Raw genomic sequence first — 24,338 nt, forward strand, 5'->3', positions numbered from 1 at the left:
CAGCACGGTCCGACATGCCGCATCGGTGATTCCCCGGATGTCTAGACCGGGATCGCGATGGTCAGGCGTGGATCAGCGCGTCTGGAGCTGGAACGGCGCCCGGGTGTCCATGGACCCGCGGCGCGGTGCCACGGCGTACTCCATCGAGCCGTCGACGCCGAGGCGGACCACCGCCCACTCGTCGTCCTGCCAGGTCACGACCAGCACGTGCGCCGCGTCCTCCCAGACCTCGTCGAAGTAGGTGGCCGAGCTGCCGTCGCGGGCGGCCGCGAAGGAGCGGACCACCGACCCGTCGGCCGTGGCCAGCACGTCGAGCGCGGTCGGGCCGAACCCGTCGGCGTACGCCGGGGTGCCCAGCACGTGCCGGTTGTCGGGGGAGATGTCGGAGAGCTGGTTGTCGCAGGTGCGCCACCGGGACGTCCAGCCGCGCAGCATCGCGCTGCACGACCCGAAGTCGCTGACGGAGGTGATGCCGCCGAGCCAGCGCCCGCGCCCGGTGGTGGCCTGGCGCAGGCGCGGCACGCGGTCGACGATCCCGTGCGACGACGTGGAGAAGGCCCGGTTCGCGCCGTTGACGACCACGGTGCAGCCGTTGCTGGTCCCGTCCTCCTTGCAGTCCTCGCCGAGGACGGCGACGGCGCGGCCCCTGGTGCTGATCGGGACCGGGTTGAAGGACAGGACGCGGTCGCCCTGCTCGTCGATCGTCCAGACCTTCCCGGCCCGTCCGGAGAAGCCGACGGCGCGCCCCTTCGCGGAGACGCCCAGCCCCGCGCCGGTGCGCCACTCGCGGCGTCCAGGGGTGCCGTCCGCGGCGATCCAGCGCGTGCGTGCCCCGCCGGCCCCGTAGGTCTGGATGACGTAGCCGGAGCCCATGGGCGCCATCTCGCTGAGGCGGTTGGGTGCCGGGGTGGTGGTGCCGTCCGTGCCGTGGATGACCGTGCGGCCCGAGGTGCGCTCGCTCCACACGATCGCGGGCGGGTCGCCCTGGTCGAGGTCGCCGACGTCGAGGATGGTCCGGGGCGCCGGGCGCTCGACGGCAGCGGCCGCCGGCGAGGCCGGGGTCGCGGGCGCGAGCCCGGCGGCGAGGGTGAGCGCGGTCGCGGCGACCAGCGTGTGGGCCAGCCGGTGGGTCGGGGTGGGCGTCCTCATGCCAGGTAGACGTGTGACCCGGTGGGTTGGTTGCGTCATCGAGGGAAGCGATCGGGCAGCGGGAGCCCTGCCTCCGCGACGACCTCGCGCAGCCGCTCGGGGTGGTTGGTGATCAGGCCGTCGACACCGATCTGCACGAGGTGGCGCATGGTGGCGACGTCGTCGACGACGTAGGGGACGACGCGCAGCCCCGCGGCGTGCGCCTCGTCGACCAGAGCCTGCGTGGCGTACGGCCGGTAGCCGGGGTCGTCGACACCGGAGAGGTAGGGCGAGCCGTGGATCGGGGAGATCGCGGTGAACCCCTCGGCCGCCGCGGTGCGCACGAAGTCGGCGTCGACGTCGAGCCCGTCGAACCAGGGGGAGGGGTGGTCGGCCGTCGAGCGCAGGTACTTCGGGGACACCAGCAGGTTGCGCTCCAGCGCCGGCTCGGCCTCGGCGACCCGTGCGAGCACACCCCAGTCGAAGCACTGGATGCTCGTGCGGCCGACGAGGCCGTCGATCCGCAGCGCCTCGACCACCGTGGCGACGAAGGCCGCGCGCGTGGTGAGCCCAGCGGCGTCGAGCGCGTCGTACTTGATCTCGAGGTTCACCCGCACGGGGTCGGCGTCGCGCTCGTCGAGCAGGGCGGCCACCTGGCGCAGCAGCGGCATCGTCGGGGGCAGGTCGGCGCGGGTGAGCTCGCGGATCCGGCGCGCGTCCGCCAGCCTGCCGTGGACGGACGGGTCGTGGGAGACGACGACGTCGTCCTCGGCGGTGAGGTGCACGTCGAGCTCGAGGGTCGAGACGCCGAGGGCCAGCGCACGACCGAAGGCCTCCAGGGTGTTCTCCGGCCAGAGGCCGGCGCCGCCGCGGTGCGCCTGGAGGTCGAACGGGGCCGGGCTCACTCGTAGAGTCTGTCGACCACGTCGGCGTACTTGGTGCGCACCACGCGGCGCTTGAGCTTGAGGGTCGGGGTCAGCTCCTCCGACTCGGCGGTCCACTCGTCGGCGAGCAGCTCCCAGGCCTTGACCTGCTCGGGCCTGCTGAGCCGCTCGTTGGCCGCGTCGACGGCCGCCTGCGCCATCGCGCGGATCTGCGGCTTCTGCGACAGGTCGGCGAGGTCGGTGAACTCGATGCCCATCTTCTGCGCGACGAGCGGTGCGATCTCGCCGTCGAGGGTGAGGATCGCGACGACGTAGGAGCGGTCGTCGCCAAGGGCCATGGCGTGGCCGATCAGCGGCGACTCCTTGAGGTAGTTCTCGATGTTGGAGGGCGCGATGTTCTTGCCCGCCGAGGTGATGATGAGCTCCTTCTTGCGGTCGACGATGCTGTAGAAGCCGTCCTCGTCGACCGTGCCGATGTCGCCGGTGTGGATCCACCCGTCGTCGTCGATGAGGGCACGGGTCGCCTGCTCCTGCAGGTGGTAGCCCGGGGTGTTGACGGGGCCGCGGCAGAGGATCTCGCCGTCGTCGGCGAGCCGCACCTCGATGCCGGGGTTGGGGACCCCGACGGTCCCCAGCTTGAAGTGCTCCGGACCGTTGGACGTGAACGCGCCCGTCGTCTCGGTCATCCCGTAGACGTCGTAGACCCGCAGCCCGAGACCACCCATGAAGCGCGCGACCTCCAGCGGCATCGGCGCGGCCGCGCTGGCGGCCCACGTGACCTGGTCGAGCCCCAGGAGCAGCCGCAGGAAGCCGAGGATCGCCTCGTCCGCCCTGGCGTACGCCTCCTCGACCTCAGGCGTCATCTCCTTGCCGTACTCGTGGGCCTCGGTCCACGCCAGCCCGGCCGCCATGGCGTTGCGCACGAGCTCCTGGTTGGCCGGGTCGGGGTCCTCGGCGAGCTTGGCGGAGATGCCGGTCTTGATCTTCTCCCACACCCGCGGGACGCCGAAGAACGCCGTCGGGTGCACCTCGCCCAGCGCGCCGAGCAGTCCGGCGGGGTCGGGGATCGCGTGCACGTGGCTGCCCAGGAAGGGTGGCGAGTACGTCGCCAGCACCCGCTCGGCGATGTGCGCGAGCGGCAGGTAGCTGATCGAGCGCTGCGGGCCCTGGAGGCCGGCGTTGTCGAGCGTCGAGACCGCCTCGAACATCACGTTGTGGTGGGTCAGCACGACGCCCTTGGGGTTGCCGGTCGTGCCGGAGGTGTAGAGGTAGGTCGCCGGGAGGCTGGGGGTGATGGCGTCCATGCGCGCCTCGACGCCGCTCGTGTCCGTGCCGCGCGCGAGGAGCTCGTCCCACGTCATCACGCGCGGGTCGTCGACGCGGTCGGCGTCGCCGAGCATGACGACGTGGCGGATCGAGTCGACCTCGGACAGCGCCTTCTCCCAGCGCTGGTAGCGGTCGTGGTCCTCGAGGACGACCACCACCGGTCGTGACTCCGCGGCGATGAAGGCCACCTGCTCCTGGGCCAGGGTGTTGTAGATCGACATCGGCACCGCGGCGGCGGTCATCGCGCCGTAGTCGGCCAGCGTGTGGGCGGTGCGGTTGGCGGCCATGATGGCCACGGGGTCGCCCTTGTCGACGCCGAGGTCGATGAGCGCGGCCGCCACCTGCTGGGTCCGCTCCCACGTCTCGCGCCAGGTGATGGTCGACCAGGTCTCGCCCTCGGGGACGTCGAACCGGTCGGAGAACGCGGGCATGTCGGCGTACGTCTCGGCGGCCTTGCGCACCGTGGCCGGCATGTGGAGGCCGAGGATGCGGGCCTCGTAGTCCTCGCGTGCGGCCGCGACGTCTGCGGGGATCTCGTACGTCATCTCGGGGCTCCTCGGTGTGGCGGGGGTCACATCATGGTGGCCGGAGGTCCCGGCTGGCCAGCACCGGCGGTCCCCGGTCTAGGGTCGGAGGCGTGTACTCCGACTACGACGCCTGCGCGGTCTGCGGCTCCGAGGTCCGGCTGCAACCCCATCCCGGCGCGTCCGGCGACGACGCGACGGGCGAGCCCGCCGGTCCTGCGGACGGGGTCGTCGGCGGCGGCGACCCGACCGTGGACCTCCGCGTGTGCACCAACGAGGACTGCGCGAGCCACCGGCCGGGCGGCCCGGAGGCCTGACCGGGCGTAGCCCGTGGTCGGCGGGGTACGGGACGCCATGGCGCCCACCCCAGGAGACCCCCCGTCCCCGGCCGCAGGCCTGCTCTACGGCATCGGCCTCGGCGGCTTCGTCGACGGCATCGTGCTGCACCAGCTGCTGCAGTGGCACCACCTCCTGAGCGCCACCGGCGACCACCCGATGACCACCGTCGCAAGGCTGGAAGTCAACACGCTGGCGGACGGCTTCTTCCACGTCTTCAGCTGGCTGGCCGTGGTCGGGGCGTCGGTCGTGACCCTGGCGCAGTGGCGCCAGGGGCGGTTGCCACCGAGCTGGCGCTTCCACGGCGGCTGCGTCGTGGCCGGCTGGGGCGGCTTCAACGTGGTCGAGGGCCTCGTCGACCACCAGCTGCTCGGCATCCACCACGTCCGCGACGACCTGGGCGGTCCGCTCGCCTGGGACCTCGGCTTCCTCGCCGTCGGCGTCGCGCTCGTGCTCGTCGGCTGGGCGGTCGCCCGGACCGGGTCGCGCGCCCTCGACGACCTCGGGTGGACGCCTACGCCCGTGGCGGAAGGCGGTGCAGGGTGACGTCTTGCAGCGCGCCCCGCTGGGCGACGGCCGTCATGTAGGTGCAGTGCGGCTGCCGCCGGCGATCGGTGGGGGAGCCCGGGTTGAGCAGCCGGAGGCCCGTCGCGGCCGTGGTGTCCCACGGGATGTGGCTGTGGCCGAAGACGAGGACGTCGAGGTCGGCGTACGCCGCTGCCATCCGCTCCTCGCGGCCCTTCGCCTGCCCGGTCTCGTGGACCACGCCGAGACGGACGCCCTCGACCTCGGTGCGTGCGACCTCGGGCAGCCGCTCGCGCAGGACCCCGTGGTCGTTGTTGCCCCAGCACGCCACGAGCCGGCGCGCGCGTGCCTCGAGGTCGTCGAGGAGGCGTACGTCGACCCAGTCGCCCGCGTGCACGACGACGTCCGCCTCGTCCACGGCCCGCCAGACCTCGGCCGGCAGGTCGCGGGCCCGCTTCGGGACGTGGGTGTCGGCCAGGAGGAGCAGTCGCGTCGCCATGTCGTCAGTATCTGCTCCGGCCACCAGTGGGTACTGCGGGTGCATGCCTGCCGATGACACCGTCGACGACATGGTCGCCGAGGCCGCCCTCCAGCTGTGGGCGGCGGCGCAGACCGACTTCGACCCGTTCGAGGTCGACTCCTCCGAGTGGCCCGCCACCGCCGTGCCCGTGCGCGACGCCGACATCGCCGTCGACACCCGCCTCGAGGTCGAGGACGTACGCGCCTCGCTCGGACGCCTGGACGGCGTGAAGGTGGTCGTGGGCCGGGAGGCGGGGACCGTCAGCGTGCTGCGGGTGCTGCCGGAGGACACACCGCTCTGAGCACCTCGGCGTGGCGCACCAGGAAGGCGCGCTCGTCGAGCTTCTTGCGGCGCAGCCAGCCGGTCACCTCGTCGTTGCACTTGCTCGCGTTGCACGACGCGCACGCCGGCACGACGTTGGTCGCGGTGTAGCGGCCCCCGCGGGAGATCGGCAGCACGCAGTCCTTCTGCAGCGCCACGCCCGCGGCGCCGCAGTAGGCGCACCCGCCCCAGGCGTCGAGCAGGGCTGCCCAGTCGCCCGCCGTGAGGTCGTGGGTGACGGCCGCCATCCGGCGCTGGCGCCGCCTGGACGCGCGGGCGCGACGCGTACGGGCGGCTGGCATGGCGTCAGGCTAGGCGTCAGAGGAGCGAGAACCCGGGAGGCAGGGCCTCGCGACCGGTGAGGGCGCGCAGCACGACGTCTGCGCGACCTGACCCGACCGCGAGCTCGCCGGCGAGCACGAGCGCCTCCGCGGCGGGGGTCGGGGGTACGTCCGACTCGATGCCGAGGGCCGCGGAGAGGTCGGCGGTGTGCACGACGAGCTCGAAGGTGCGGGTGGGCAGGTAGTCCGCGAGCCGCATGCCGCCGGCGATCGTGGTGATCACCTCGGCGCCCGTGCAGGTCGCCACCCGCGGCACGACACGTGCGGCGATGGCCGCCACCTCGGCCGACGGGGCGTCCCCGAGCGCGGCGCCGGCCTGGCGTCCGCGCTCGGCAACGGCACTGCCGGCGGCCAGCGCGCTCGTGACGCGGTAGTAGTCGGCCGTGGAACCGACCTCCACGGCGTCGGCCGGCACCTGCAGGTAGCTCTCGACGGTCAGCAGTGAGCGGCTCGTGTGGCCGACCAGCGCGCGTACGTCCCACTCGCCGAGGCCGGGCGCCTCCCACCGCTCGCCGACCTCCCGCGTGGTGCGGACGAACCAGTCCGCTGCTTCCGCGAAGGCTGTGCGTGCGGCGGTCCACCGGTCGGTCATGGGCCGAGGCTAGTGGCTCACGGCTGCGCGGCTGCCGCGTCGTCGACGTAGCGCGGGCGGCAGGCGTACCAGCCGGCGACGATCGCCGGCACGGTGGTCGCGGCCAGGACCACGAGCGGGGCGGTCCAGGAGCCGGTCGACTCGCGCAGCAGCCCGAGGCCGACGGGGCCGACGCAGGCGACGCCGTAGCCGATGCCCTGCACGAAGCCCGAGAGGGCGGACGCGGACTGCGGGGTCCGCGCTCGGCGGTTGATGAGCGTCAGGCACAGCGGGAAGCTGCTGACCCCGATCCCGAGCGCGCAGACCCACAGCAGCGTGCCGTCGAGCGGCGACACGGCGAGCCCGACGTAGCCGAGGACGAGGAACGCGCTGCACGCGACGACGACCGCGAACGGGTTCTCCACGCGCGTGGCGACCTGGGGGACGACCAGCGCTGCCAGGACGCCCCACGCGGAGTACAGCCCGACCATGGTGCCGCCCAGGGAGGTGCTGCCACCGGCGTCGGTGATCACCGACGGCACCCACGTGATGATCGCGTAGTTGGACAGCCCGACCATCGCGAACAGGACCATCAGCCCCCAGGCGGTCGACGACCGGCTCACCCGGGGCTTCGCGTCGCTGGTCGTCGCGACGGGGGCGTGGTGGTCGGCGGGCAGCCTGGTCGTCAGCACCAGCCAGAGCACTGCGGCGAGGGCGGCCGGGACCGCCCAGATCCCCGCGGAGACCCGCCACGACGTCGCCTCCTCCACCGGCACGGCCATCAGGGGTGCGACGAACTGACCGGTCTGCAGGAGGAGCAGGTAGAACGAGGTCCACAGCGCCAGGCGGTGCGCGAACCACGCCTTGACCAGCGGCACGATCACGACGTTGGCGGCCCCGATGCCGGCGAGCGCCAGGACGGTGGAGAGGACCAGCGCCCACGGTGCGGGGGACAGGGAGCGCAGCACGAGGGAGAGCGCTGTGAGGGCGAGGGCGGCCGCGGCCGTCCGCTCGAGCCCGAACCGTCGCGTCACCGTCGGGGCGAGGAACCCGAACACGCCGAACGTCGCCGCCGGGACGGTCCCCAGCAACCCGATGAGGGCGACGCCGAAGCCGAGGTCGGCCCCGATGGTCTCCAGCAGCGGCGAGAACCCGGTGACGGCCGTGCGCAGGTTGACCGCCGTCACGGCTATCGCGACGCCCGCCCAGAAGGTGAGCCGCACGGGGCGCACGGAGGGCGGCGGCTGCGTCAGAGTGGTCACGTTAGGCTCCGGGGACGGCAACTGATGGGATCATGGGATGAATCGCGGACAGTCTGGCACGCCGGCCCCGGTGCGTCGAGAGGGCCTCATCGACCAGGCTGTGGCGCGCTTCCGGGCCGAGGTCGCCGCGGGGCGCTGGCCGGTCGGGGAGCGGATCCCGACCGAGCCGGAGCTCGTGACGCAGTTCGGTGTCGGCCGCAACACCGTGCGCGAGGCGCTCCAGTCGCTGGTGCACGCAGGTGTGCTGAGCCGGGAGCAGGGGCGCGGCACCTTCGTCATCTCGAGCTCGGAGCTCACCGCGCCGCTCGCCCGTGAGCTCGCCGGCGGCAGCCGTCAGCACTACCTCGAGCTGCGCCTCGCGCTCGACAGCACGGCCGCCTCGCTCGCCGCCGTACGCCGCACGGACGCCGACGTCGCGCTCCTGCGCGACCTGCGTGACCAGCGGGAGGCCAGCTGGTCGACCGACGACCGTGCCCTCCGGGCGAGCACGGACCTCGCGCTGCACCGGGCCGTCGTGGCGGCCACGCACAACCCTCTCTACCTCCAGCTCTACGCCAGCATGACCGACGTCTTCGCCGTGCACATGCGCGACGAGGAGGAGGGCGACGAGGACGCAGCCCGCGGCGAGCACCACGAGCTGGTCGAGGCGATCGCCGAGGGGGACCCGGCGCGGGCGAGCGCCGCCGTGGCGGCGATCTTCGAGCCGTTCATGCGGTGACCGCGTGAGGCCCGGAGTGGGCGGGGGTCGTCACACGAAGAACGTGATGACAGCGCCGAGGACGCACAGGCCGAAGAGCCACAGGAGCAGCCGCGATGACCGGGTGTGCTCGAGCGGTTGCGGCGTTGGCGGGTGGCTCGCTCGCGTCGGTCTCGGTCGCGGTTCTCCACTGACATCGACCAGAGGCACAGGACGGTCCCGACGGACAGCAGCACCGCGCGCACGTCATCCGACGACATGCCGACACGCTAGTGCGTCCACACGTGTCCGAGATGTTGCCCTCGATCCGGCCGATGGAGGGCAACATCTTGGACACGTGTGCGCGTGCGGCGGTCCCGTACGACCGCGCCGCGTGCCCGCTTTCCGACCCCGACCTAGTCTCGCCGCATGAGAGCCGACGTGGTCGTCGTGGGAGCCGGTCTGGCGGGGCTGCGCTGCGCGCGGGTGCTGGCGGACGCCGGCCGGGACGTCGTCGTCCTGGAGGCGTCGGACCGCGTCGGCGGACGGATCCGCACCGACCGCGTGGACGGCTTCCTGGTCGACCGCGGCTTCCAGCTGCTCAACCCGGCCTACCCCGCGGTGCGCCGCTTCGTCGACGTCGACGCGCTGCGGCTCCAGCCGTTCGGGGCGGGGGTGGCCGCGCGGACCCACGACGGTCTCGAGCGGCTGGCCCACCCGCTCCGCAGTCCCGCGCTGCTCCCTGCGACCCTGCGTGCCGCGGTCCCGCGTCCGGCCGAGCTGCTGGCCCTCGCGCGCTGGGCCGCGCCGCTGCTGCGGCCCCGCCCGGGCCGCGACCTCGTCGACGTCCTGGACGCGCGCGCCGACGTCGCCCGACGTACGGCCCTCGACGGCGCGGGCCTCGACGGCCCGCTGCGCCGGGTCGTGGACCGCTTCTTCGCGGGCGTCCTCCTGGAGGACGACGGCAGCACCGCCGACCGCTTCGCCCTGCTGCTGACGTGGATGTTCCTCCGCGGTGTGCCTGCGCTCCCCGAGGAGGGCATGGCCGCCCTGCCGCAGCAGGTCGCGCGGCCCCTGGGCGAGCGGGTCCGGCTGGGTCAGCGCGTACGCCGGGTCTCGGGCGGGTCCGTCGAGACCGACGACGGCACGTGGCGTGCCGACCACGTGGCCGTCGCCACCGGGGCCCCGGAGGCGGCGGCGCTCACCGGCGTGGGAGTCCCGGCGACGAAGGGCGTCACGACGCTCTGGTGGTCGGCGCCCGACGCGCCCGACAGCGACCTGCTGCACGTCGACGGGCGTACGACCCCCGCCGGGCCCCTCGTCAACGTCGCGGTGGTCTCGCGCGCCGCACCGTCGTACGCCCCGCCGGGCAGGCACCTGGTCCAGGCCTCGGCGCTGCTCGGGCCCGGCCGCGACACCGACGAGGGCTCGATGCGACGTCACGCCGGCGACCTGCTGGGGGTGGACCCGCGCGCGTGGGAGGTGGTCGCGCGCCACGACGTCCCGCACGCCCTGCCGGCGCAGCCCGCGCCCTTCAGCCCGGCCCGGCCGCTGCGCCACGGCGACGTCGTCGTGTGCGGCGACCACCGGGACACGGGCTCGATCCAGGGCGCCCTCGTCAGCGGCCAGCGCGCGGCGGAGTCCCTGCTGTGACGCGGGTGGTGGTCGTCGGTGCCGGTCTGTCCGGGGTGGCGTGCGCGCGCGTCGTGCGGGCGGCGGGGCACGAGGTGCGCGTCCTCGACCGCGGCCGCGTCGTCGGCGGCCGGATGGCGTCGCGCGGCCTGTGGGACCGGCGGGTGGACCTCGGGGCGTCCTACGTCACCGTCGACGACCCCGGGTTCCGGGCCGTGGTGGACGACTGGGCCGGTCGCGGCCTCGCGCACGAGTGGACCGACACCTTCTGCGCGCTGGGGGACGGCGAGCCCGAGCCCAAGCAGGGGCCGGTGCGGTGGAGCGCCGCGCGCGGGCTGCGTTCCCTCGTCGAGGACCTGGCCGCCGACCTCGACGTCGAGCGACGGGAGGTCGCCTCCCTCGAGGAGGTGGGGGACGACGTGGACGCGGTCGTGCTCGCGATGCCCGACCCGCAGGCGCGCCGCCTCGTCGGCGACCACCCCGTCGGCGCGCACCTCGACCGTGAGTGGGAGCCGGCCCTCGCGCTCGCCGCCCGCTGGCCCGCCCGCACGTGGGACGACGCGTCGCCCGACGGGCGCTTCGAGGGGGCGTTCGTCGACGACGCGGTCCTGTCGTGGGTCGCCGACGACGGTCGCCGGCGCCGCGACGACGCTCCCGTCCTCGTCGCCCACTCGACGCCGGCCTTCGCGCGCGAGCACCTCGACGACCCGCAGGGCGCGGCGCCCGGGATCGTCGCGGCCCTCCGCTCCCTGCTCGACCTCGACGAGCCGGACGACACGTGGGTCCACCGCTGGACGTACGCCAAGCCGGCCGGCCACCGTGACGAGCCCTGCCTCCTGCACGAGGGCGGCGACGGACCGGCGGTCGGCGTCTGCGGCGACGGGTGGGGGAAGACCTCGAAGGTGGAGACGGCCTGGCTCTCCGGGACCGCTCTGGGGCAGCGCCTCGTGCAGCTGTTCGCGTGACGCCTCAGGTGACCTCGAGCAGCGACCGCTCCTCGACCAGCTCGAGCGAGAGCGTGCGGTAGCCGACGTCCTCGAACAGCACGGTCAGGCGGTCGTCCTCGACGTCGGTGACGGTGCCGAGGCCGAACTCGTCGTGGCGCACGGTGTCCTGCACGGCGTACGCCGCGTCGGGTCGAGCGACCTCCTCCGGAGCCACACCGGCGACGCAGTTGTCGCAGATCCCGCAGCGCTCGGCGACCTCCGCCCCGAAGTAGCCCAGCATGAACGCGCTGCGGCACCGGTCGGTCTCGGCATAGGCCCGCATCATCTCGACGCGGGACTCCTCGAGGCGGCGGTAGGACTTCGCGCGTGCCACGACGGCGTCGACGACCTGCGGCACGGGAGCGTCGTCGTCGACCTCGTCCGCGGCCCGCGCCAGCTGGACCAGGTTGACGATGCGACCGGCCTTGCGCGGCCCGAAGGGCAGCGCCTCGCTCACCTCGCGCGGGTCCGTGCTGGCCGTCTCGGCCATGGCCGAGACGACGGCGCGCACGTCGCCCCTGCTCGGGATCGGCGTGGCGAAGAACCGTCCCAGCGAGAGGTCCTCGGCGCGGTAGGCGAGCACCGCGCGGGCCGTCGCCCGGTCCCGGCCGGCGCGTCCGACCTCCTGCCAGTAGGTGTCCGGGGACTCGGGCACGTCGGCGTGCAGGACGAAGCGGATGTCGGGCTTGTCGATGCCCATGCCGAAGGCGGAGGTGGCCACGACCAGCGGCACGTCGCCGTCCATGAACCCGGCGTGCACCTCGTCGCGCCGACGTCGCGACAGCCCGGCGTGGTAGCACGCGACGTCGAGGCCGCGCTCGCCCAGCGCCCGGGCGTACGCCTCGGCTCCCGCGCGCGTACGGCAGTAGACGACGCCGCTGCCGGGCCCCGTCGACAGCTCGTCGACGAGGTCGATCACCCGCGCCTCCTGCTCGGCCGCGTCGGCGAAGCGCTCGACGGCGAGCGCGATGTTGTCGCGCTCGAACCCGGTGAGGACGATGCGGGCGTCGTGCAGCGCGAGCCGCTCAACGATGTCCTGCTGGGTGGGCAGCGCGGCCGTGGCGGTCATCGCGATGACCCGCGGCTCGCCGAGCCCGGCGACGAGCTCGCCGAGGCGGAGGTAGTCCGGCCGGAAGTCGTGGCCCCACGACGACACGCAGTGCGCCTCGTCCACCGCCACCAGACGGGGCTCCAGCGCGGCCACCTCGCCCAGCACGTCGGGGTTGGCGAGCTGCTCGGGGGAGAGGAGCAGGAACCGTACGTCGCCGCGCCGCGCCGCATCGAGGACCTCGGCGCGCTCGGAGTCCGACTCCGCCGAGCTCAGCCGCGCCGCGCCCAGCCCGACGGTCGTCAGCGACGCGACCTGGTCCTGCTGCAGCGCGAGCAGCGGCGACACGACGACCGTCAACCCGTCGAGCAGCACCCCCGCGAGCTGGTAGGCCAGCGACTTGCCCGCCCCGGTGGGCGCGACCAGCAGCACGTCGCTCCCGCCGAGCAGCGCGAGCACGGCGTCCTCCTGCCCGGGCAGCAGCTCCCGGTGACCGAAGTGGCGCTGCGCCGCCTCCCGCACCTCGTGCGATGTGATGCCCACCGTGCTCCTCCCCGTCCGCCTGCTCCGCGACCGCCGCGAGCCGGGGAGGTACCCGGGCGGGGTGCCGCTCATGCAGGCCGGGGCTCAGCCGGCGAGCACCACGGTCACGGCACACGTGTCCGCGATGTTGCCCCGCGAACCAGCGGAGGAGGGCAACATGTCGGACACGTGTGGGGATCAGCGCGGGCGGAACCCCGAGCACATGATCCGGAGGTGCCCGATCCGGTCCTCGCCGCGGTAGTAGGCCTGCTGCTCGGCGACGTAGGCGCCGCCGGGGTTGACGAGGTCGAAGCGGTAGCTCACGTGCGAGGTGTCCACGACGTCGTCGCGCTCGGTGACGTCGACGACCCGCTCGATGGTGTCGGAGTCCTCGAACCACGAGCCGAGGAGGACCTCGACGACGTCGTCGGGCCCGGTGCCCTCCCAGGTCCGTCCGGGCGTCAGGCCCTTGAAGTCCACGTCGTCGGCGAGCAGGCCGCGCAGGGCGGCCTCGTCCTTCGCGGCGAGCGCCTCGGCGAGGCGGGCGCCCAGGGTCTGCGTCCGGGTCCCGGTCATGGGGCCAGTGTGCTCCCGGCCCCGTCGACGCGGAAGACCCTAGGCGGCCGAGCCCGGAGCCACCCCGGCCGTGTCGACCACGGCCGTCTCGAGCACTGCCGTCGCGCCGAAGAGGGTGTCGGGCGAGCCGTCGGCGTGGGTGACGTACCACCGGGCGCCGAGCAGGGTCGAGGTGGACTCGTCGAGGACCCAGGTGGTCCGGGTGCCGAACCGCTCGTCGGCGCGGCTGATCCCGATGCCGGCGCGGCCGAGGGCGTCGGTCGCCCGCCGGTCGACGTCGACGCCCGGGATCCGCGTGGCCGCGCGGTAGAGCGCGGCGGCCGTCCGCGGAGGCACCAGCTGCTCCAGCACGAGGGTGCCGATCAGGTCGAACACTGCCTGGTCCTGCGTCTGCCCGTCGACCGGGGAGGCCGAGCGGGCGAGCGTGTCGAGCAGCGCGTCCGGATCGGTCGGCAGCGCGTCCAGCCAGGCGTACGTCGGACGCGTCGGCCCGGCGACCGAAGCGCCGCCCGACTCGATCGGCCAGTCCTGGCCGTGCTCGCGGATGACGTCGTCCTGCCACCCGAAGGGCCCCGGATCCTGCCCGAGCCAGGTCTCGCGCTCGTGCACCGGCCCGAGGACGACCGCCCCGCCGAGGCTGCCCTCGTTGGTGATCGCTGCGCTGCGCGTGTAGACGAACTGGTCCTCGCGCACCGCCTGCGAGGGGGTCGCCAGCGCGCGCTCGGCGGCCCGCTCCAGCACGCGGGTCGCCGCCGACGACGCGAGGACCGGACGGTCCGCCGTCGGCGCGACGGGCGTGCCGCCGGTGAGGGCCAGCACGGCCACCGCCGTCACGGCCACCGCGCAGGCAAGCACCGTCGCGGGGGCGGCGATGCCGATCGCGATGCGGGAGCGTGCGTCGCGCCGGTCGATGGCGACCTCGACCCGCCGCGCGATGCCGGCGCGGTGCTCCGACGAGAGCGTGATGGCCGCGGGGGCGGGGTGGCTGCGCTGCAGCTCGTCGGCGACGTCGTGGGCGGTGTCGTTCATGCGCGTCCTCCTCGGACGATCCGGTCGGCAGGTGTGGTGTCGGGGGCGTCTGCGGCGTCGGGCACCAGCTCGCGCAGGCGTGCCCGCGCCCGGGACAGGCGCGAGCGCACCGTCCCGACGGGTACGCCGAGCGCGTCGGCCGCCTCGGCGTAGGTGAGGCCCGACCACACGCAGAGCGCCAGCACCTCGGCCTCCGGTCGGCGCAGCGCCGCGATCGCCCGGGCCGCCTGTGCGAGCACCTCGGCGTCGTCGAGGCGCTCGACGGCCTCGTCGGCGAAGTCCGGCACCACGTCCCCGCGCTGGCGTCGCGCCAGGAAGGCGGCCACGCGCCGCCGGCTGCGGCGGGCGTTCATCGCCTGGTGCGTCGCGATGCCCCACAGCCACGGCTTCAGCGGGCGGTCGTCGTCGGCGACCAGCGCGCGCGACCGCCACACCACGAGGAAGGTCTCCGACGTCACGTCCTCGGCGGTCGCCCAGTTGCCGGTCAGGCGGTGCGCGAGGGTGAAGATGCCGTCGACGTGCTCGGCGTAGACCGCGTCGAACGCGGCGCGGTCCACCTCGCGCAGCCTCCGGCGGAGGTCACGGTGTCCTGTGCTCACGCTCCTCTACTGTCCGCCGCGGCGGGGGAGTTCCCGACCTGGAGCGGTCGATCCTGCAGCACGGCCAGGTCGCGCTCGGCGAAGAGGCGGTGCTCCCACTCCTCGGTGAGCACGACCCGCAGGCAACGGGCCACGTCGAGGTCCCGGGCGTCGGCCATGAAGGCCGTCGCCGAGACGACCTCGCGCCGGAGTCCCTCGTCGGTGAGGTCGTCGAGCACGCCCTGGACCGTCGCGCGCCGCTCGGCCCGCACCGCGAGCACCTCGTCGAGCGAGGGGCGTACGTCGCGGTCCCACGGCACGCCCTCGACCACCGGCGCCTCGTCCCACGGCAGGTCGAGCGGGTGCCAGGGGGACGGGTCGGCGAGCACGACGCCGCCGACCCAGCACGCGTGCGCGAAGCCCAGGTGGCGCAGCGTCTCGATGAACGACCACTCGTCGTCGACCTGCTCGTGCAGCTCGTCGGGCGCCAGCCGGCGGGCCTTGTCGACCGTGCCGGCCCAGAGCCGGTCGAGGGTTGCGAACGCCTCGCGGAAGCCCGCAGGGTCCGAGGGCGACATGAGCGCCCGCTCGGGCATGCGGCGGTCGAGCTCGGCCTCGACGAGCGGCACCACGTCGACACCGTTGACGACGAGGCGCCCGATGTCGCCGGAGATCTCCATGTCGGGCACCCCCACCCCGCTCATCCGTACGCCGTCGAGCCAGCCCGAGCGCACGCGGAGCCCGCTGAGGTCGGCGTCGTGGACGGTGGCGCCGGTCAGGCGCACCTCGCGGAACGTGCTGCGCGAGAGGTCGACCCGGAGGAAGGTCGAGCCGCCGAGGTCCTGCTCGGTGAAGTCGGTCATGGGGACCAACCTAGGGACCGTTGCGGACGTTCGGCGACCGGTTCGATCATGGTGGCATGACCGACGCCGACCACGTCCAGCCGCGCACGCCCGGGACCCTCGAGGTCCCCGGGGCCGTCCTGTCCTTCACCGTCATCGGCGACCTCGCCGACGCCACGCCCGACGCCCCGCCCCTGCTGCTGGGCGGCTCGCCGATGGACAGCGTCGGTTTCGGCAGCCTGGTGCAGGGGCTCGCGCCGACCGGCCGCGTCCTCGTCCTCACCGATCCCCGCAACGTCGGGCGCAGCACCCGCGACGACGCCACCGCGGCCGTCACCCCGCAGCAGCACGCCGAGGACCTGCACGCCCTCATCGACTCGCTCGGCGTCGGTCCGGTGGACTTCTTCGCCACGTCCGGCGCCGCGGTGAACGCCCTCTTCCTCGTCGCCGCCCACCCCGACGACGTACGCCTCCTCGTCGCCCACGAACCGCCGATGGCCCCCCTGCTGCCGGACGGGGACGCCATCGGAAGGGCGTGCGACGAGCTCGTCGCGGCCTACGACGCCGGCGGCATCGGGCCCGGGATGGCCCGCTTCATCGCGCTGGTGATGCACCGCGGCCCGTGGACGGGCGAGGAGCCCGTGCCGGACCCGACGGTGTTCGGCCTCCCCGCCGAGGACGACGGCTCGCGCACCGACGGACTGATGGCCAACATGCGCGGTGGGGGCTGCACCCGTGTCCCCGACCTGGACGCGATCCGCGACGCTCCGACGACGGTGGTCATCGGGGTCGGCGAGGAGTCGGGCGGCCCGGACGACGGCGAGATCGCCGGGCGCGCGGGGTACGCCGTCGCGCGGGCGCTCGGCCTCGAGCCGACCGTCTTCCCCGGTGGGCACAACGGCTTCCTCGGCGGGGAGTACGGCCAGACGGGCAGGCCGGAGGAGTTCGCCGCCACGCTGCGTGAGGCGCTGAGGCGGCCGTAGACGCACGGACATAGGTCACCGCGACAGCCCGCGGTGAGCGTGGCGCGCGGCCGGTTCGACGACCTGTGTCCGCGCGTCTACGCGCTGCCGGAGCCGTCGACCTACCAGGTCAGCTCGATCTCGACCTCGTTGTCCTCGCCGAGCTCGACCTCGACCTTGAGGTTGACCTGGTCGGGCACCGCGACCGTGATCCGGCCGCCGTCGCGGGCGAACTCGACCGAGTTGTGCTTGGCGAGCGAGTCGGCGAGGGCGCGCAGCCGCATCGCGGCCTCCTCGCGGGTCATGGTCCGGGTCTCGTCCATCTCGAAGAGGTCCATGGCCCCGAAACTAGCCAGCGACTACAACCCGAGCATCCGTCCGATGATCTCCTTCTGGATCTCCGTCGTGCCGCCGTAGATCGTCTGGATCCGCGAGTCGACGTAGGCCTTGGAGATCGGGTACTCGTTCATGTAGCCGTAGCCGCCGTGCAGCTGCACCCCCGCGTCGACGACCCGCTTCTGCAGCTCGGTCGTCCACCACTTGGCCATCGAGGCGAGCGCCGTGTCGACCTCGCCGGCGTTGAGCCGCAGCACGCAGTCGTTGATGAAGACCCGGGCGACGTGCGCCTCGGTCGCCATCTCCGCCAGGACGAAGCGGTTGTGCTGGAACGTGCCGATGGGCTTGCCGAACGCCTCCCGCTCCTTGGCGTACGCCAGGCAGAGGTCGAGGACGTGCTCGATCGCGGCGACGGCGATGCAGCCGATGGAGATCCGCTCCTGCGGGAGGTTCTCCATGAGCGAGACGAAGCCGGAGCCCTCCGCGCCGAGGAGGTTCGCCTTGGGCACGTGCACGTCGGTGAACGACAGCTCGGCGGTGTCCTGCGCGTGCAGCCCCATCTTGTCGAGGTTGCGGCCGCGCTCGAAGCCTTCCATGCCGCGCTCCACCACCAGCAGCGAGATGCCCTGGTGCCCGGCGTCGGGGTCCGTGCGGCACACCACGACCACCAGGTCGGCCAGGATGCCGTTGGAGATGAAGGTCTTGGACCCGTTGAGGACGTAGTGGTCGCCGGCGTCGACGGCGGTCGTACGGATCCCCTGGAGGTCCGAGCCGGCGCCCGGCTCGGTCATCGCGATCGCCGTGACGATCTCCCCGGACACGCACCCGGGCAGCCAGCGCTGCTTCTGCTCCTCGGTCCCGAGGGAGGAGAGGTAGGGGACGATGATGTCGGTGTGCACGGCGAAGCCCGGCCCGGAGGCCCCGGCGCGGGCCGACTCCTCGGCGAGCACCATGTTGTAGCGGAAGTCGCGGATCCCCGGCCCGCCGTAGGCCTCCTCGACGTCGAAGCACAGCAGTCCCTGCTCGCCGGCGCGGCGCCACACCTCGCGGTCGACGATCCCGGCGGCCTCCCAGGCGGCGTGGTGCGGCACGACCTCCTTGTCGAAGAACGCGCGCGCGACGGCGCGGAAGTCCTCGTGCTCCTGCTCGAGGATGCTGGGGCGCTCAGGCATGGCGGTGGCTCCTGTCGGCGGGGACGTCCCGCAGGGTGAGGTGGCGCCTCGGCGTCGCGCCTACCGTTCTGGGATGGGTCTGGTGAGCACTTCCGTACGCGCGACGCACCTCGTCACGAACGCTGCCTGGTTCGGCGGCTCGCTCTTCGGGGCGGTCGGTCTCAACCCGGCGGCGCGTGAGCCCGACACCGAGCGCGAGCGGGTCGAGGTGTCGGGGACGGGTTGGGAACGCTGGGGTCCGGTGCAGGGTGTGGCGATCGCGCTGCACCTGCTGAGCGGGCTCGCGATCACCGCCGACAACCGCAACCGCGTGGCGAGCCACGCGCCGACCACGGCCACGACGCTGGCCAAGACGCTCCTGACCGGTGCGGCCGTCGCGTCCACCGCGGCGGCGTACGTCTACGGCGAGCGGCTCGGCGACGCGGCCGGCGAGGACGGTCACCCGAAGGACCCCGGGGTCGCCGAGGACGCGCGCGGCAAGCTCGCCTGGCTGCAGTGGGCCACCCCGGCCCTCACCGGGGCGGTCCTCGTGCTGGACGCGTACCTCGGCGAGCAGCAGCGCGGCGCCGCCGGCCTGCTCGACCGTCCGTGGTGAGCTGGCGTGCACGGGGTCAGGACACCCATTCCTTCAGCTGCGCCACGGTTGCTGCGGGGTCGTCGGACACGGGCGTGACGTTGAGGTCGGTGACCCCGGCCTCCCGGAACGCGGCGATCCGCTCCTTGACGTAGGATTCCGGTCCGACGAGGTTCGCGGCCTCGAGCCACTCGGTGGGGATGAGCGCCTCGGCCTCCTTCTTCTTGCCGGACAGGTAGAGGTCCTGGATCTCCTCGGCCTCCTTCTCGTAGCCGTAGGCGCGCGCGACGTCGTTGTAGAAGTTCTTGCCCTTCGCGCCCATGCCGCCGACGTAGAGGGCGAAGATCGGTCGCGCGAGGTCGAGGAGCGCCTTGGTCTCCGGGCCCTCGCCGACGGCGACCATGCCACCGGCCATGACCTGCAGCGGTGCGAGCCCGTCGAGGCGCTTGGCGTTGCCCGCCGCGAGGGCATCGCCCCACACGAGGTGGGCGCGCTCGGGGTGGAACAGGTGGGGGATCCAGCCGTCGGCGATCTCGGCGGTCTGCTCGACGTTCTTCGGTCCGAGGGCGGCGATCCAGATCGGGATCGTGTCGCGCTCGGGCCTGGTGAGGATCTTGAGCGGCTTGCCGAGCCCCGTGACCGCGCCGTCCTCCTTCGTGAGCGGGAGGTGGAACTCGCCGTCGGCCGCCAGCGGCTCGCGCCTGAGGCCGCTGCGGATGATCTCGACGACCTCCTGGGTGCGCGCGATCGGCTTGCGGTAGGGCACGCCGTGGAAGCCCTCGATCACCTGCGGCCCGCTCACGCCGAGGCCGAGGATCGCGCGGCCGCCGCTGACGTTGTCGAGGCCCGCAGCCGTCTGCAGCAGCGCGCCGGGCGTACGGCTGTAGATGTTGAGGATCCCGGAGCCGATCTCGACCGTGTCGGTCTTGGCGGCGAGGTAGCCCATCAGCGTGGGGGAGTCGAAGCCGTACGCCTCCGCGACCCAGACGCTGTCGAGGCCGGCCTTCTCGAGGGCGACGACCTGGTCGGCCGCGGCGCGGGGGTTGCCGTCGTACATCAGCAGGGTGGCGAGGCGCATGCGGCAACTGTGACAGTGGAACTGTCACGATTTCAAGGGGTCAGCGGCGGAGGGCGTCCAGGATCCGTTGCGAGCGCGGTGCAGGGCGCCACACGGCGGTGTTCCGGCCTCCCGGCCGTCCGTCCAGGACGGTGAAGCGTCCGCACTCGCCGTGGACGACCACCACGTCACCCCACACGGTCTGCCCGACCAGGTGCTGGAGGTACGCCCGGCGCGGGCCGCCGGGACAGCGCAGGTCCAGGGTGTCACCGGACGGCTCGGCGTGCCGGTCGACGTCGCGGGCGAGGACGCGGACGGCGCGGGCGCTGATGCTCGCCTGCCGCCACCTCCCGAGCTCACCGGCGCTCGGCTGCCAGCAGGAGACCGCGCGGACCAGCTGGCCGGGACGACCTGTGAGAGAGACGACCGGGCCGACATCGGTGAGTGTCCGGTCGCAGGACAGCCGCCGCGGCGCGACCCGGTCCGGTGGCCTCGCGCTCGCACGGTGCTCCTCGACCAGGTCGAGCGCTGCGTCGAGCAGCCGGTCCGCCCCGAGGAAGTCGTTGCCGTTCGTGGTGACCACTCCGCAGCCACCGGTGTCGCCGTGGACCCGCGCGTAGGTCGTGGAGGAGTAGCGGATCAGCAGGTCGTACGCCGGCCCGCCCTGGTAGGTGCACTCACGCGGGTCGGGCGGGGCCGGCTCGAGTTCGGCCAGGACCCGCAGGAGCGGAAGGAGGTCGCCCTCGACGACGTCGGCCGGGGCCGTCCACGGAACGGTCCCTTCGCGATCGGCACAGAGCAGCAACGCCGACGGCTCGTCGTGCATCACCGGCTCCGGCTCCTCCGTCACCCTGCGGTCGCACCTGAGCCGGCCGCCGACGACGAGGAGGTCGGCGGCCGAGGGGCCTGTTGCGGGGTCGGCATGGTTGCCGAACGTACGGACGGCGAGCACGAGCCCACCGACGATGACGGCGGCGCCGACCACCAGGCTCGTCACGAAGATGCCCAGCGCGACGAGGGAGTCCCTGACCCATCCCCGCTCCCGCACGGTCCGAGCATGGGCCAGCGCGCGGGGCCGCGGAAGGCTCGTCACCGAACCGTGACCGTGGAGGCCGTGCCTCACTCACCGCCCGGCTTCGCGGAACCGTGCCAGGAGTCCCAGAGCGCGGCGTAGGACCCGCCGGCCTCGACGAGGTCGTCGTGCGAGCCGAGCTCGGAGATCACGCCGTCCTCCACGACCGCCACCCGGTCGGCGTCGTGGGCGGAGAACAGGCGGTGCGCGATCGCGATGACCGTACGCCCGTGCAGCACCGCCGCGAGCGAACGCTCGAGGTGCCGGGCGGCGCGGGGGTCGATCAGCGAGGTCGCCTCGTCGAGGACGAGCGTGTGCGGGTCGGCCAGGACCAGCCGGGCCAGCGCGATCTGCTGGGCCTGGGCGGCGGTGACGCTGCGGCCGCCGGAGCCGATCACCGTGTCCAGCCCGGACGGCAGGGCGTCCGCCCACTCGCGGGCATCGACCGCGCCGAGCGCCGCCCACACGTCGTCGTCCGTCGCCTCGGGACGGGCGAGCACGAGGTTCTCCCGGAGGGTGCCGACGAAGACGTGGTGCTCCTGGGTCACCAGCGCGACGTGGCCGCGCAGGTCGCCGAGCGGCAGCTCGACCAGGCCGACGTCGCCCACCGTCACGGACCCGGTGCGCGGCGGGTGGATGCCCGCGAGCAGGCGTCCGAGCGTGGACTTGCCCGCGCCCGACGGCCCCACCATCGCGATCCGCTCCCCGACACCTACGTCGAGGTCGACGCCGTGCAGCACGTCGCGGCCCTCGATGTAGGCGAAGCGCACGTCGTCGGCGTCGAGCTTCTCCGAGCTGGGGGTCCGCCCGGTCACCGTGCGGTCGTCCGGCACCTGGGCCACCCCGAGCAGCCGGGAGAGCGAGGCGGCACCGAGCTGGAGCTCGTCGAGGATCGACACGAGCCGGTCGACCGGGTCGATGAGCATCTGCACGTAGAGGGTCGCCGTGGTCACCTCGGCCAGGGACACCTCGCCGCGCGTGTAGAGCCAGCCGCCGAACAGCAGCGTCCCGACCACCGGCAGCAGGTAGCTGAGCTCCATGCTCGGGAAGAACACGGTGCGCAGGTGCAGGGTGTACTTCTCGGCCTCGAAGGACGCCGCGCAGTCGTCGTCGCCGGCCTGCACCCGCTTGTCGCCGAGGCCGAGCGCCTCGACGGTCCGCGACCCCTCGACGGTCTCGGAGAGGGTGGTGGTGATCTGGGAGTACGACGCGGTCTCGGCGAGGTAGCCGTCCTTGGCGCGGGCGAGGTACCACCGCAGCCCGACGACGAGCGGGGGCAGCGCCAGCAGGCAGGGGAGGAACACCCACCAGCCGACCGAGAGGGCGGCGGCGAAGGTCAGCACCGCCGTGACGACGGCGATGGTCCACTCGGGCAACGCGTAGCGCACGGACCAGCCCAGCTGGTCGATGTCGGTGCCGGTGCGGGTCAGCAGGTCACCCGATCCGGCGGCCTCGACCGTGCCGACGGGCAGCGCCAGCGTGTGGGCGACGAAGTCCTCGCGCAGCTCGGCGAGCACCAGCTCGCCCATCACCTGCGAGCGGTAGCGGGCGTACCTCGTCAGCACCGACTGCGCCACGAGGAAGACGGCGAGCAGCACGACGACGCGGTCCACGTACGCCCGGGTGGTGCCCTCCTCGACGGCCTGCACCAGGTCGCCGAGCAGCCGCGGTGCGGCGAGCGCTGTGACGGCGGCCAGCACGTGCAGGCCGAGAGCGGTCCACAGCAGCCGCGGGTGGCGGTGCGCGACCTGGCCGACGTAGCGACGCACGGCGCGCCCGTCCGCGATCGGGAGCCGGGTCGTGACGCTCACGAGACCGCCTCCACGTCACGAACGACGACGGCGCGGTAGGCGGGGTCGGTGGCTAGCAGCTCCTGGTGCGTGCCGACGGCCGCCACCCGGCCGTCGACGAGGAAGGCGACCTCGTCCACGGCGTCGAGCAGCAGAGGGCTGACGGTGGTCACGACGGTCGTACGCCCGGCGCGGTGGTCGCGCAGCCGCGCGGCGATCCGGGACTCCGTGTGGGCGTCGACCGCGCTGGTCGGCTCGACCAGCACCAGCACCTCGGGGTCGGCGGTGAGGGCGCGCGCCAGCACCAGACGCTGCCTCTGGCCCCCGGAGAACGAGCGGCCCTTCTCCGTCACGACGGTGTCGAGGCCGTCGGGGAGTGCCTCCACGATGTCCTCGGCCGAGGCCGTGTGCAGCGCCCGGTGGACGTCGCCGCGGCCCTGCTCGTCGAGGCGGTCGGCCAACCGGCCGGCGAACAGCGCGGCGCCGGTGTCGGAGACCATGATCCGCTCGCGGACGACCGCGTGCGGGAGGGCGGTGAGCGGGGTCCCGCCCAGGCTGACCTCGTCGTCCTGCTCGGCCGCGCACAGGCCGAGCCGGTCGGCGAGCAGCGCGGACTCGTCGGGCTGGTCCGAGACGATCGCGGTGAGGGTCCCCGGCCGGACGCGCAGACCGCTGCGCGCGTCGTACAGCTCAGATCCGGCCGGCGGCGTCGGCCGCGGGGTGGACGGCTCCACGACGTCGGGCTCGAGGGCGAGCACCCCGCACACGCGGGTCGCGGCGACCCGGCCGCGGATGAGCTTGTTGGCGAACTCGGTCGCGGTGCGCAGCGGGATCAGCAGGAACGCCGAGTAGCCGTAGAACGCGACCAGCTCGCCCGCGGTGATGTCGCCCGACACCGCGGAGCTCGCGCCGAGCCACACGACCAGCACGACGAAGGTGCCGGGGAGGAAGACCTGGAGCGCGTCGAGCACCGACTGGAGCTTGGCGACCTCGACCGCGGCGGTGCGGGTCGCCTGCGACTCACGACGGTACCGGTCGAGGAACACGCCCTCGCCACCGATCCCGCGGAGCACGCGGAGGCCCGCGACGATGTCCGTGCCGGTGTTGGACAGGTCGGAGCGCATCTGCCGCTCCGTCGCGCTGCGCGCCTGCAGCGGCTTGAGGAGCGGACCCATCACGAGCATGAGCAGCGGCACGCCGGGGAGGACGACGAGGCCGAGCTCCACCGACGTCGTCAGCAGGATCGCCGAGACGAGGAGGAACGAGACGATCGCCCCGGCGAACCGCGCGGTCACGTCCATCACGTTGCCGATGTGCGAGAGGTCGGTCGTCCCGATCGCGATCACCTCACCGGTGCTCACCTTGCGGGGCAGCGACCCGCCCAGGCGCACCGACTGCCGTGTGGTCAGCTGGACGACCCGGTAGGACGCGGTCAGCCAGTTGGTGACCGCGAACCGGTGGCGCACGATCCCGGTGACCGCCTGGACGAGCCCGATGAGCAGCATCGTCGCGGCCCAGAAGACCAGCTGCTGCTGGTCGCGCGCCGCGACGCCGCGGTCGATGGCACGACCGAGCACCGCGGGCATGACGGCCTGGCACGACATCCAGAGGATGCCGAACACCATGCCGCCGAGAAGCGTCCGCGCCTGGCCGCGGGCGAGCCACCACAGGAAACGGTCCGGTGTGCGGTGGTCCGCCACTCCGGGATCGGGGACGGGAAGCGTGCGCACCGGCAGATCCTAGGTTCG

26 protein-coding genes are annotated in these 24,338 nt (G+C 73.6%); 8 read left to right on the plus strand and 18 right to left on the minus strand.

Going from position 1 to position 24,338, the window contains the following annotated elements:
• Positions 1–72: 72 nt before the first annotated feature.
• From F4692_RS11905 to F4692_RS11915, 3 genes are read right to left on the minus strand one after another with little or no spacing between them, the layout of a single operon-like run.
• Complete coding sequence (locus tag F4692_RS11905; protein WP_179619839.1) at positions 73–1,149, minus strand: hypothetical protein; 1,077 nt, start codon at positions 1,147–1,149, stop codon at positions 73–75.
• 35 nt (positions 1,150–1,184) lie between these two features.
• Entirely contained in the window at positions 1,185–2,033 is an 849-nt protein-coding gene (locus tag F4692_RS11910) for a glycerophosphodiester phosphodiesterase family protein (RefSeq protein ID WP_179619840.1), read from the minus strand.
• Positions 2,030–3,883, minus strand: coding sequence for an AMP-dependent synthetase/ligase (locus F4692_RS11915; RefSeq protein WP_179619841.1), 1,854 nt, complete (start codon positions 3,881–3,883; stop codon positions 2,030–2,032). The genes F4692_RS11910 and F4692_RS11915 overlap by 4 nt, the downstream gene beginning before the upstream one ends.
• Before the next feature lie 92 nt (positions 3,884–3,975).
• On the opposite strand from F4692_RS11915, the gene F4692_RS11920 reads away from it, so the two are divergent.
• A complete protein-coding gene (locus F4692_RS11920) occupies positions 3,976–4,179 on the plus strand; it encodes a hypothetical protein (RefSeq protein ID WP_179619842.1) in 204 nt (67 codons plus the stop codon).
• A gap of 37 nt (positions 4,180–4,216) precedes the next feature.
• Positions 4,217–4,744, plus strand: coding sequence for a DUF2243 domain-containing protein (locus F4692_RS11925; RefSeq protein WP_179619843.1), 528 nt, complete (start codon positions 4,217–4,219; stop codon positions 4,742–4,744).
• On the opposite strand, the gene F4692_RS11930 is transcribed toward F4692_RS11925, so the two are convergent.
• Positions 4,713–5,222, minus strand: a complete 510-nt coding sequence (locus F4692_RS11930; protein ID WP_179619844.1) for a metallophosphoesterase family protein — start codon at positions 5,220–5,222, stop codon at positions 4,713–4,715. The two genes, F4692_RS11925 and F4692_RS11930, sit on opposite strands and share 32 nt — an antisense overlap.
• A 43-nt stretch (positions 5,223–5,265) precedes the next feature.
• On the opposite strand from F4692_RS11930, the gene F4692_RS11935 reads away from it, so the two are divergent.
• Positions 5,266–5,544, plus strand: coding sequence for a hypothetical protein (locus F4692_RS11935; RefSeq protein ID WP_179619845.1), 279 nt, complete (start codon positions 5,266–5,268; stop codon positions 5,542–5,544).
• On the opposite strand, the gene F4692_RS11940 is transcribed toward F4692_RS11935, so the two are convergent.
• From F4692_RS11940 to F4692_RS11950, 3 genes are read right to left on the minus strand one after another with little or no spacing between them, the layout of a single operon-like run.
• Positions 5,504–5,866, minus strand: coding sequence for an HNH endonuclease (locus F4692_RS11940; protein WP_179619846.1), 363 nt, complete (start codon positions 5,864–5,866; stop codon positions 5,504–5,506). The genes F4692_RS11935 and F4692_RS11940 overlap by 41 nt on opposite strands.
• A gap of 16 nt (positions 5,867–5,882) precedes the next feature.
• Positions 5,883–6,497 carry a maleylpyruvate isomerase N-terminal domain-containing protein gene (locus F4692_RS11945; protein ID WP_179619847.1) on the minus strand — a complete coding sequence of 205 codons (615 nt, stop codon included), beginning with the start codon at positions 6,495–6,497 and terminating at the stop codon, positions 5,883–5,885.
• 17 nt (positions 6,498–6,514) lie between these two features.
• The gene (locus F4692_RS11950) at positions 6,515–7,738 is read right to left on the minus strand and encodes an MFS transporter (RefSeq protein ID WP_179619848.1); all 1,224 of its coding nucleotides are present in this window, start codon (positions 7,736–7,738) and stop codon (positions 6,515–6,517) included.
• Positions 7,739–7,775: 37 nt separating this feature from the next.
• Between F4692_RS11950 and F4692_RS11955 the strand changes: the two genes are divergently transcribed.
• From F4692_RS11955 to F4692_RS11965, 3 genes are all read left to right on the plus strand, one after another.
• On the plus strand, positions 7,776–8,456 hold the full coding sequence (locus F4692_RS11955) for a FadR/GntR family transcriptional regulator (RefSeq protein ID WP_179619849.1): 681 nt from the start codon (positions 7,776–7,778) through the stop codon (positions 8,454–8,456).
• Positions 8,457–8,843: 387 nt separating this feature from the next.
• A complete protein-coding gene (locus tag F4692_RS11960; RefSeq protein WP_179619850.1) occupies positions 8,844–10,067 on the plus strand; it encodes an NAD(P)/FAD-dependent oxidoreductase in 1,224 nt (407 codons plus the stop codon).
• Positions 10,064–11,011, plus strand: a complete 948-nt coding sequence (locus F4692_RS11965) for an NAD(P)/FAD-dependent oxidoreductase (protein WP_179619851.1) — start codon at positions 10,064–10,066, stop codon at positions 11,009–11,011. Before F4692_RS11960 ends, F4692_RS11965 begins: the two co-directional genes overlap by 4 nt.
• 4 nt (positions 11,012–11,015) lie before the next feature.
• Here F4692_RS11965 and F4692_RS11970 read toward each other — a convergent pair whose 3' ends face one another.
• The 5 genes from F4692_RS11970 to F4692_RS11990 all read right to left on the minus strand — a co-directional run bounded on the left by F4692_RS11970 (position 11,016) and on the right by F4692_RS11990 (position 15,648).
• Positions 11,016–12,623 carry a RecQ family ATP-dependent DNA helicase gene (locus tag F4692_RS11970; RefSeq protein WP_218858403.1) on the minus strand — a complete coding sequence of 536 codons (1,608 nt, stop codon included), beginning with the start codon at positions 12,621–12,623 and terminating at the stop codon, positions 11,016–11,018.
• Positions 12,624–12,800: 177 nt separating this feature from the next.
• Positions 12,801–13,178, minus strand: coding sequence for a hypothetical protein (locus tag F4692_RS11975; protein ID WP_179619853.1), 378 nt, complete (start codon positions 13,176–13,178; stop codon positions 12,801–12,803).
• A 39-nt stretch (positions 13,179–13,217) separates the two neighbouring features.
• Entirely contained in the window at positions 13,218–14,207 is a 990-nt protein-coding gene (locus tag F4692_RS11980; protein ID WP_179619854.1) for a CU044_5270 family protein, read from the minus strand.
• Complete coding sequence (locus tag F4692_RS11985; RefSeq protein ID WP_179619855.1) at positions 14,204–14,806, minus strand: RNA polymerase sigma factor; 603 nt, start codon at positions 14,804–14,806, stop codon at positions 14,204–14,206. The genes F4692_RS11980 and F4692_RS11985 overlap by 4 nt, the downstream gene beginning before the upstream one ends.
• Positions 14,803–15,648 carry a DinB family protein gene (locus tag F4692_RS11990; RefSeq protein ID WP_179619856.1) on the minus strand — a complete coding sequence of 282 codons (846 nt, stop codon included), beginning with the start codon at positions 15,646–15,648 and terminating at the stop codon, positions 14,803–14,805. The genes F4692_RS11985 and F4692_RS11990 overlap by 4 nt, the downstream gene beginning before the upstream one ends.
• Positions 15,649–15,704: 56 nt before the next feature.
• On the opposite strand from F4692_RS11990, the gene F4692_RS11995 reads away from it, so the two are divergent.
• Complete coding sequence (locus tag F4692_RS11995) at positions 15,705–16,610, plus strand: alpha/beta fold hydrolase (protein WP_179619857.1); 906 nt, start codon at positions 15,705–15,707, stop codon at positions 16,608–16,610.
• Positions 16,611–16,711: 101 nt separating this feature from the next.
• Here F4692_RS11995 and F4692_RS12000 read toward each other — a convergent pair whose 3' ends face one another.
• Positions 16,712–16,927, minus strand: a complete 216-nt coding sequence (locus tag F4692_RS12000) for an amphi-Trp domain-containing protein (RefSeq protein ID WP_179619858.1) — start codon at positions 16,925–16,927, stop codon at positions 16,712–16,714.
• 21 nt (positions 16,928–16,948) lie between these two features.
• Positions 16,949–18,097, minus strand: a complete 1,149-nt coding sequence (locus tag F4692_RS12005) for an acyl-CoA dehydrogenase family protein (RefSeq protein WP_179619859.1) — start codon at positions 18,095–18,097, stop codon at positions 16,949–16,951.
• A gap of 82 nt (positions 18,098–18,179) precedes the next feature.
• On the opposite strand from F4692_RS12005, the gene F4692_RS12010 reads away from it, so the two are divergent.
• Positions 18,180–18,692 carry a hypothetical protein gene (locus tag F4692_RS12010; RefSeq protein ID WP_218858404.1) on the plus strand — a complete coding sequence of 171 codons (513 nt, stop codon included), beginning with the start codon at positions 18,180–18,182 and terminating at the stop codon, positions 18,690–18,692.
• Between the two features lie 16 nt (positions 18,693–18,708).
• Here F4692_RS12010 and F4692_RS12015 read toward each other — a convergent pair whose 3' ends face one another.
• The 4 genes from F4692_RS12015 to F4692_RS21585 all read right to left on the minus strand — a co-directional run bounded on the left by F4692_RS12015 (position 18,709) and on the right by F4692_RS21585 (position 24,320).
• Positions 18,709–19,749, minus strand: coding sequence for an LLM class F420-dependent oxidoreductase (locus F4692_RS12015; protein WP_179619861.1), 1,041 nt, complete (start codon positions 19,747–19,749; stop codon positions 18,709–18,711).
• A gap of 40 nt (positions 19,750–19,789) precedes the next feature.
• Entirely contained in the window at positions 19,790–20,776 is a 987-nt protein-coding gene (locus F4692_RS12020) for a hypothetical protein (RefSeq protein ID WP_179619862.1), read from the minus strand.
• Between the two features lie 71 nt (positions 20,777–20,847).
• A complete protein-coding gene (locus F4692_RS12025; RefSeq protein WP_179619863.1) occupies positions 20,848–22,611 on the minus strand; it encodes an ABC transporter ATP-binding protein in 1,764 nt (587 codons plus the stop codon).
• The gene (locus F4692_RS21585) at positions 22,608–24,320 is read right to left on the minus strand and encodes an ABC transporter ATP-binding protein (RefSeq protein WP_179619864.1); all 1,713 of its coding nucleotides are present in this window, start codon (positions 24,318–24,320) and stop codon (positions 22,608–22,610) included. The genes F4692_RS12025 and F4692_RS21585 overlap by 4 nt, the downstream gene beginning before the upstream one ends.
• Positions 24,321–24,338 lie beyond the last annotated feature (18 nt).

Origin of the sequence: Nocardioides cavernae, from assembly GCF_013410035.1 — a bacterium.
Taxonomy (GTDB): domain Bacteria; phylum Actinomycetota; class Actinomycetes; order Propionibacteriales; family Nocardioidaceae; genus Nocardioides; species Nocardioides cavernae_A.

Excerpts from the sequence above, each read along its gene's own strand:
- F4692_RS11990 (WP_179619856.1), bottom strand. The coding sequence starts at position 15,648 with ATGACCGACTTCACCGAGCAGGACCTCGGCGGCTCGACCTTCCTCCGG.
- F4692_RS11940 (WP_179619846.1), bottom strand. The coding sequence starts at position 5,866 with ATGCCAGCCGCCCGTACGCGTCGCGCCCGCGCGTCCAGGCGGCGCCAG.
- F4692_RS11925 (WP_179619843.1), top strand. The coding sequence starts at position 4,217 with ATGGCGCCCACCCCAGGAGACCCCCCGTCCCCGGCCGCAGGCCTGCTC.
- F4692_RS12000 (WP_179619858.1), bottom strand. The coding sequence starts at position 16,927 with ATGGACCTCTTCGAGATGGACGAGACCCGGACCATGACCCGCGAGGAG.
- F4692_RS11945 (WP_179619847.1), bottom strand. The coding sequence starts at position 6,497 with ATGACCGACCGGTGGACCGCCGCACGCACAGCCTTCGCGGAAGCAGCG.
- F4692_RS12005 (WP_179619859.1), bottom strand. The coding sequence starts at position 18,097 with ATGCCTGAGCGCCCCAGCATCCTCGAGCAGGAGCACGAGGACTTCCGC.
- F4692_RS11975 (WP_179619853.1), bottom strand. The coding sequence starts at position 13,178 with ATGACCGGGACCCGGACGCAGACCCTGGGCGCCCGCCTCGCCGAGGCG.
- F4692_RS11955 (WP_179619849.1), top strand. The coding sequence starts at position 7,776 with ATGAATCGCGGACAGTCTGGCACGCCGGCCCCGGTGCGTCGAGAGGGC.
- F4692_RS11995 (WP_179619857.1), top strand. The coding sequence starts at position 15,705 with ATGACCGACGCCGACCACGTCCAGCCGCGCACGCCCGGGACCCTCGAG.
- F4692_RS11930 (WP_179619844.1), bottom strand. The coding sequence starts at position 5,222 with ATGGCGACGCGACTGCTCCTCCTGGCCGACACCCACGTCCCGAAGCGG.
- F4692_RS11905 (WP_179619839.1), bottom strand. The coding sequence starts at position 1,149 with ATGAGGACGCCCACCCCGACCCACCGGCTGGCCCACACGCTGGTCGCC.
- F4692_RS11980 (WP_179619854.1), bottom strand. The coding sequence starts at position 14,207 with ATGAACGACACCGCCCACGACGTCGCCGACGAGCTGCAGCGCAGCCAC.
- F4692_RS11935 (WP_179619845.1), top strand. The coding sequence starts at position 5,266 with ATGCCTGCCGATGACACCGTCGACGACATGGTCGCCGAGGCCGCCCTC.
- F4692_RS11960 (WP_179619850.1), top strand. The coding sequence starts at position 8,844 with ATGAGAGCCGACGTGGTCGTCGTGGGAGCCGGTCTGGCGGGGCTGCGC.
- F4692_RS12015 (WP_179619861.1), bottom strand. The coding sequence starts at position 19,749 with ATGCGCCTCGCCACCCTGCTGATGTACGACGGCAACCCCCGCGCCGCG.
- F4692_RS11915 (WP_179619841.1), bottom strand. The coding sequence starts at position 3,883 with ATGACGTACGAGATCCCCGCAGACGTCGCGGCCGCACGCGAGGACTAC.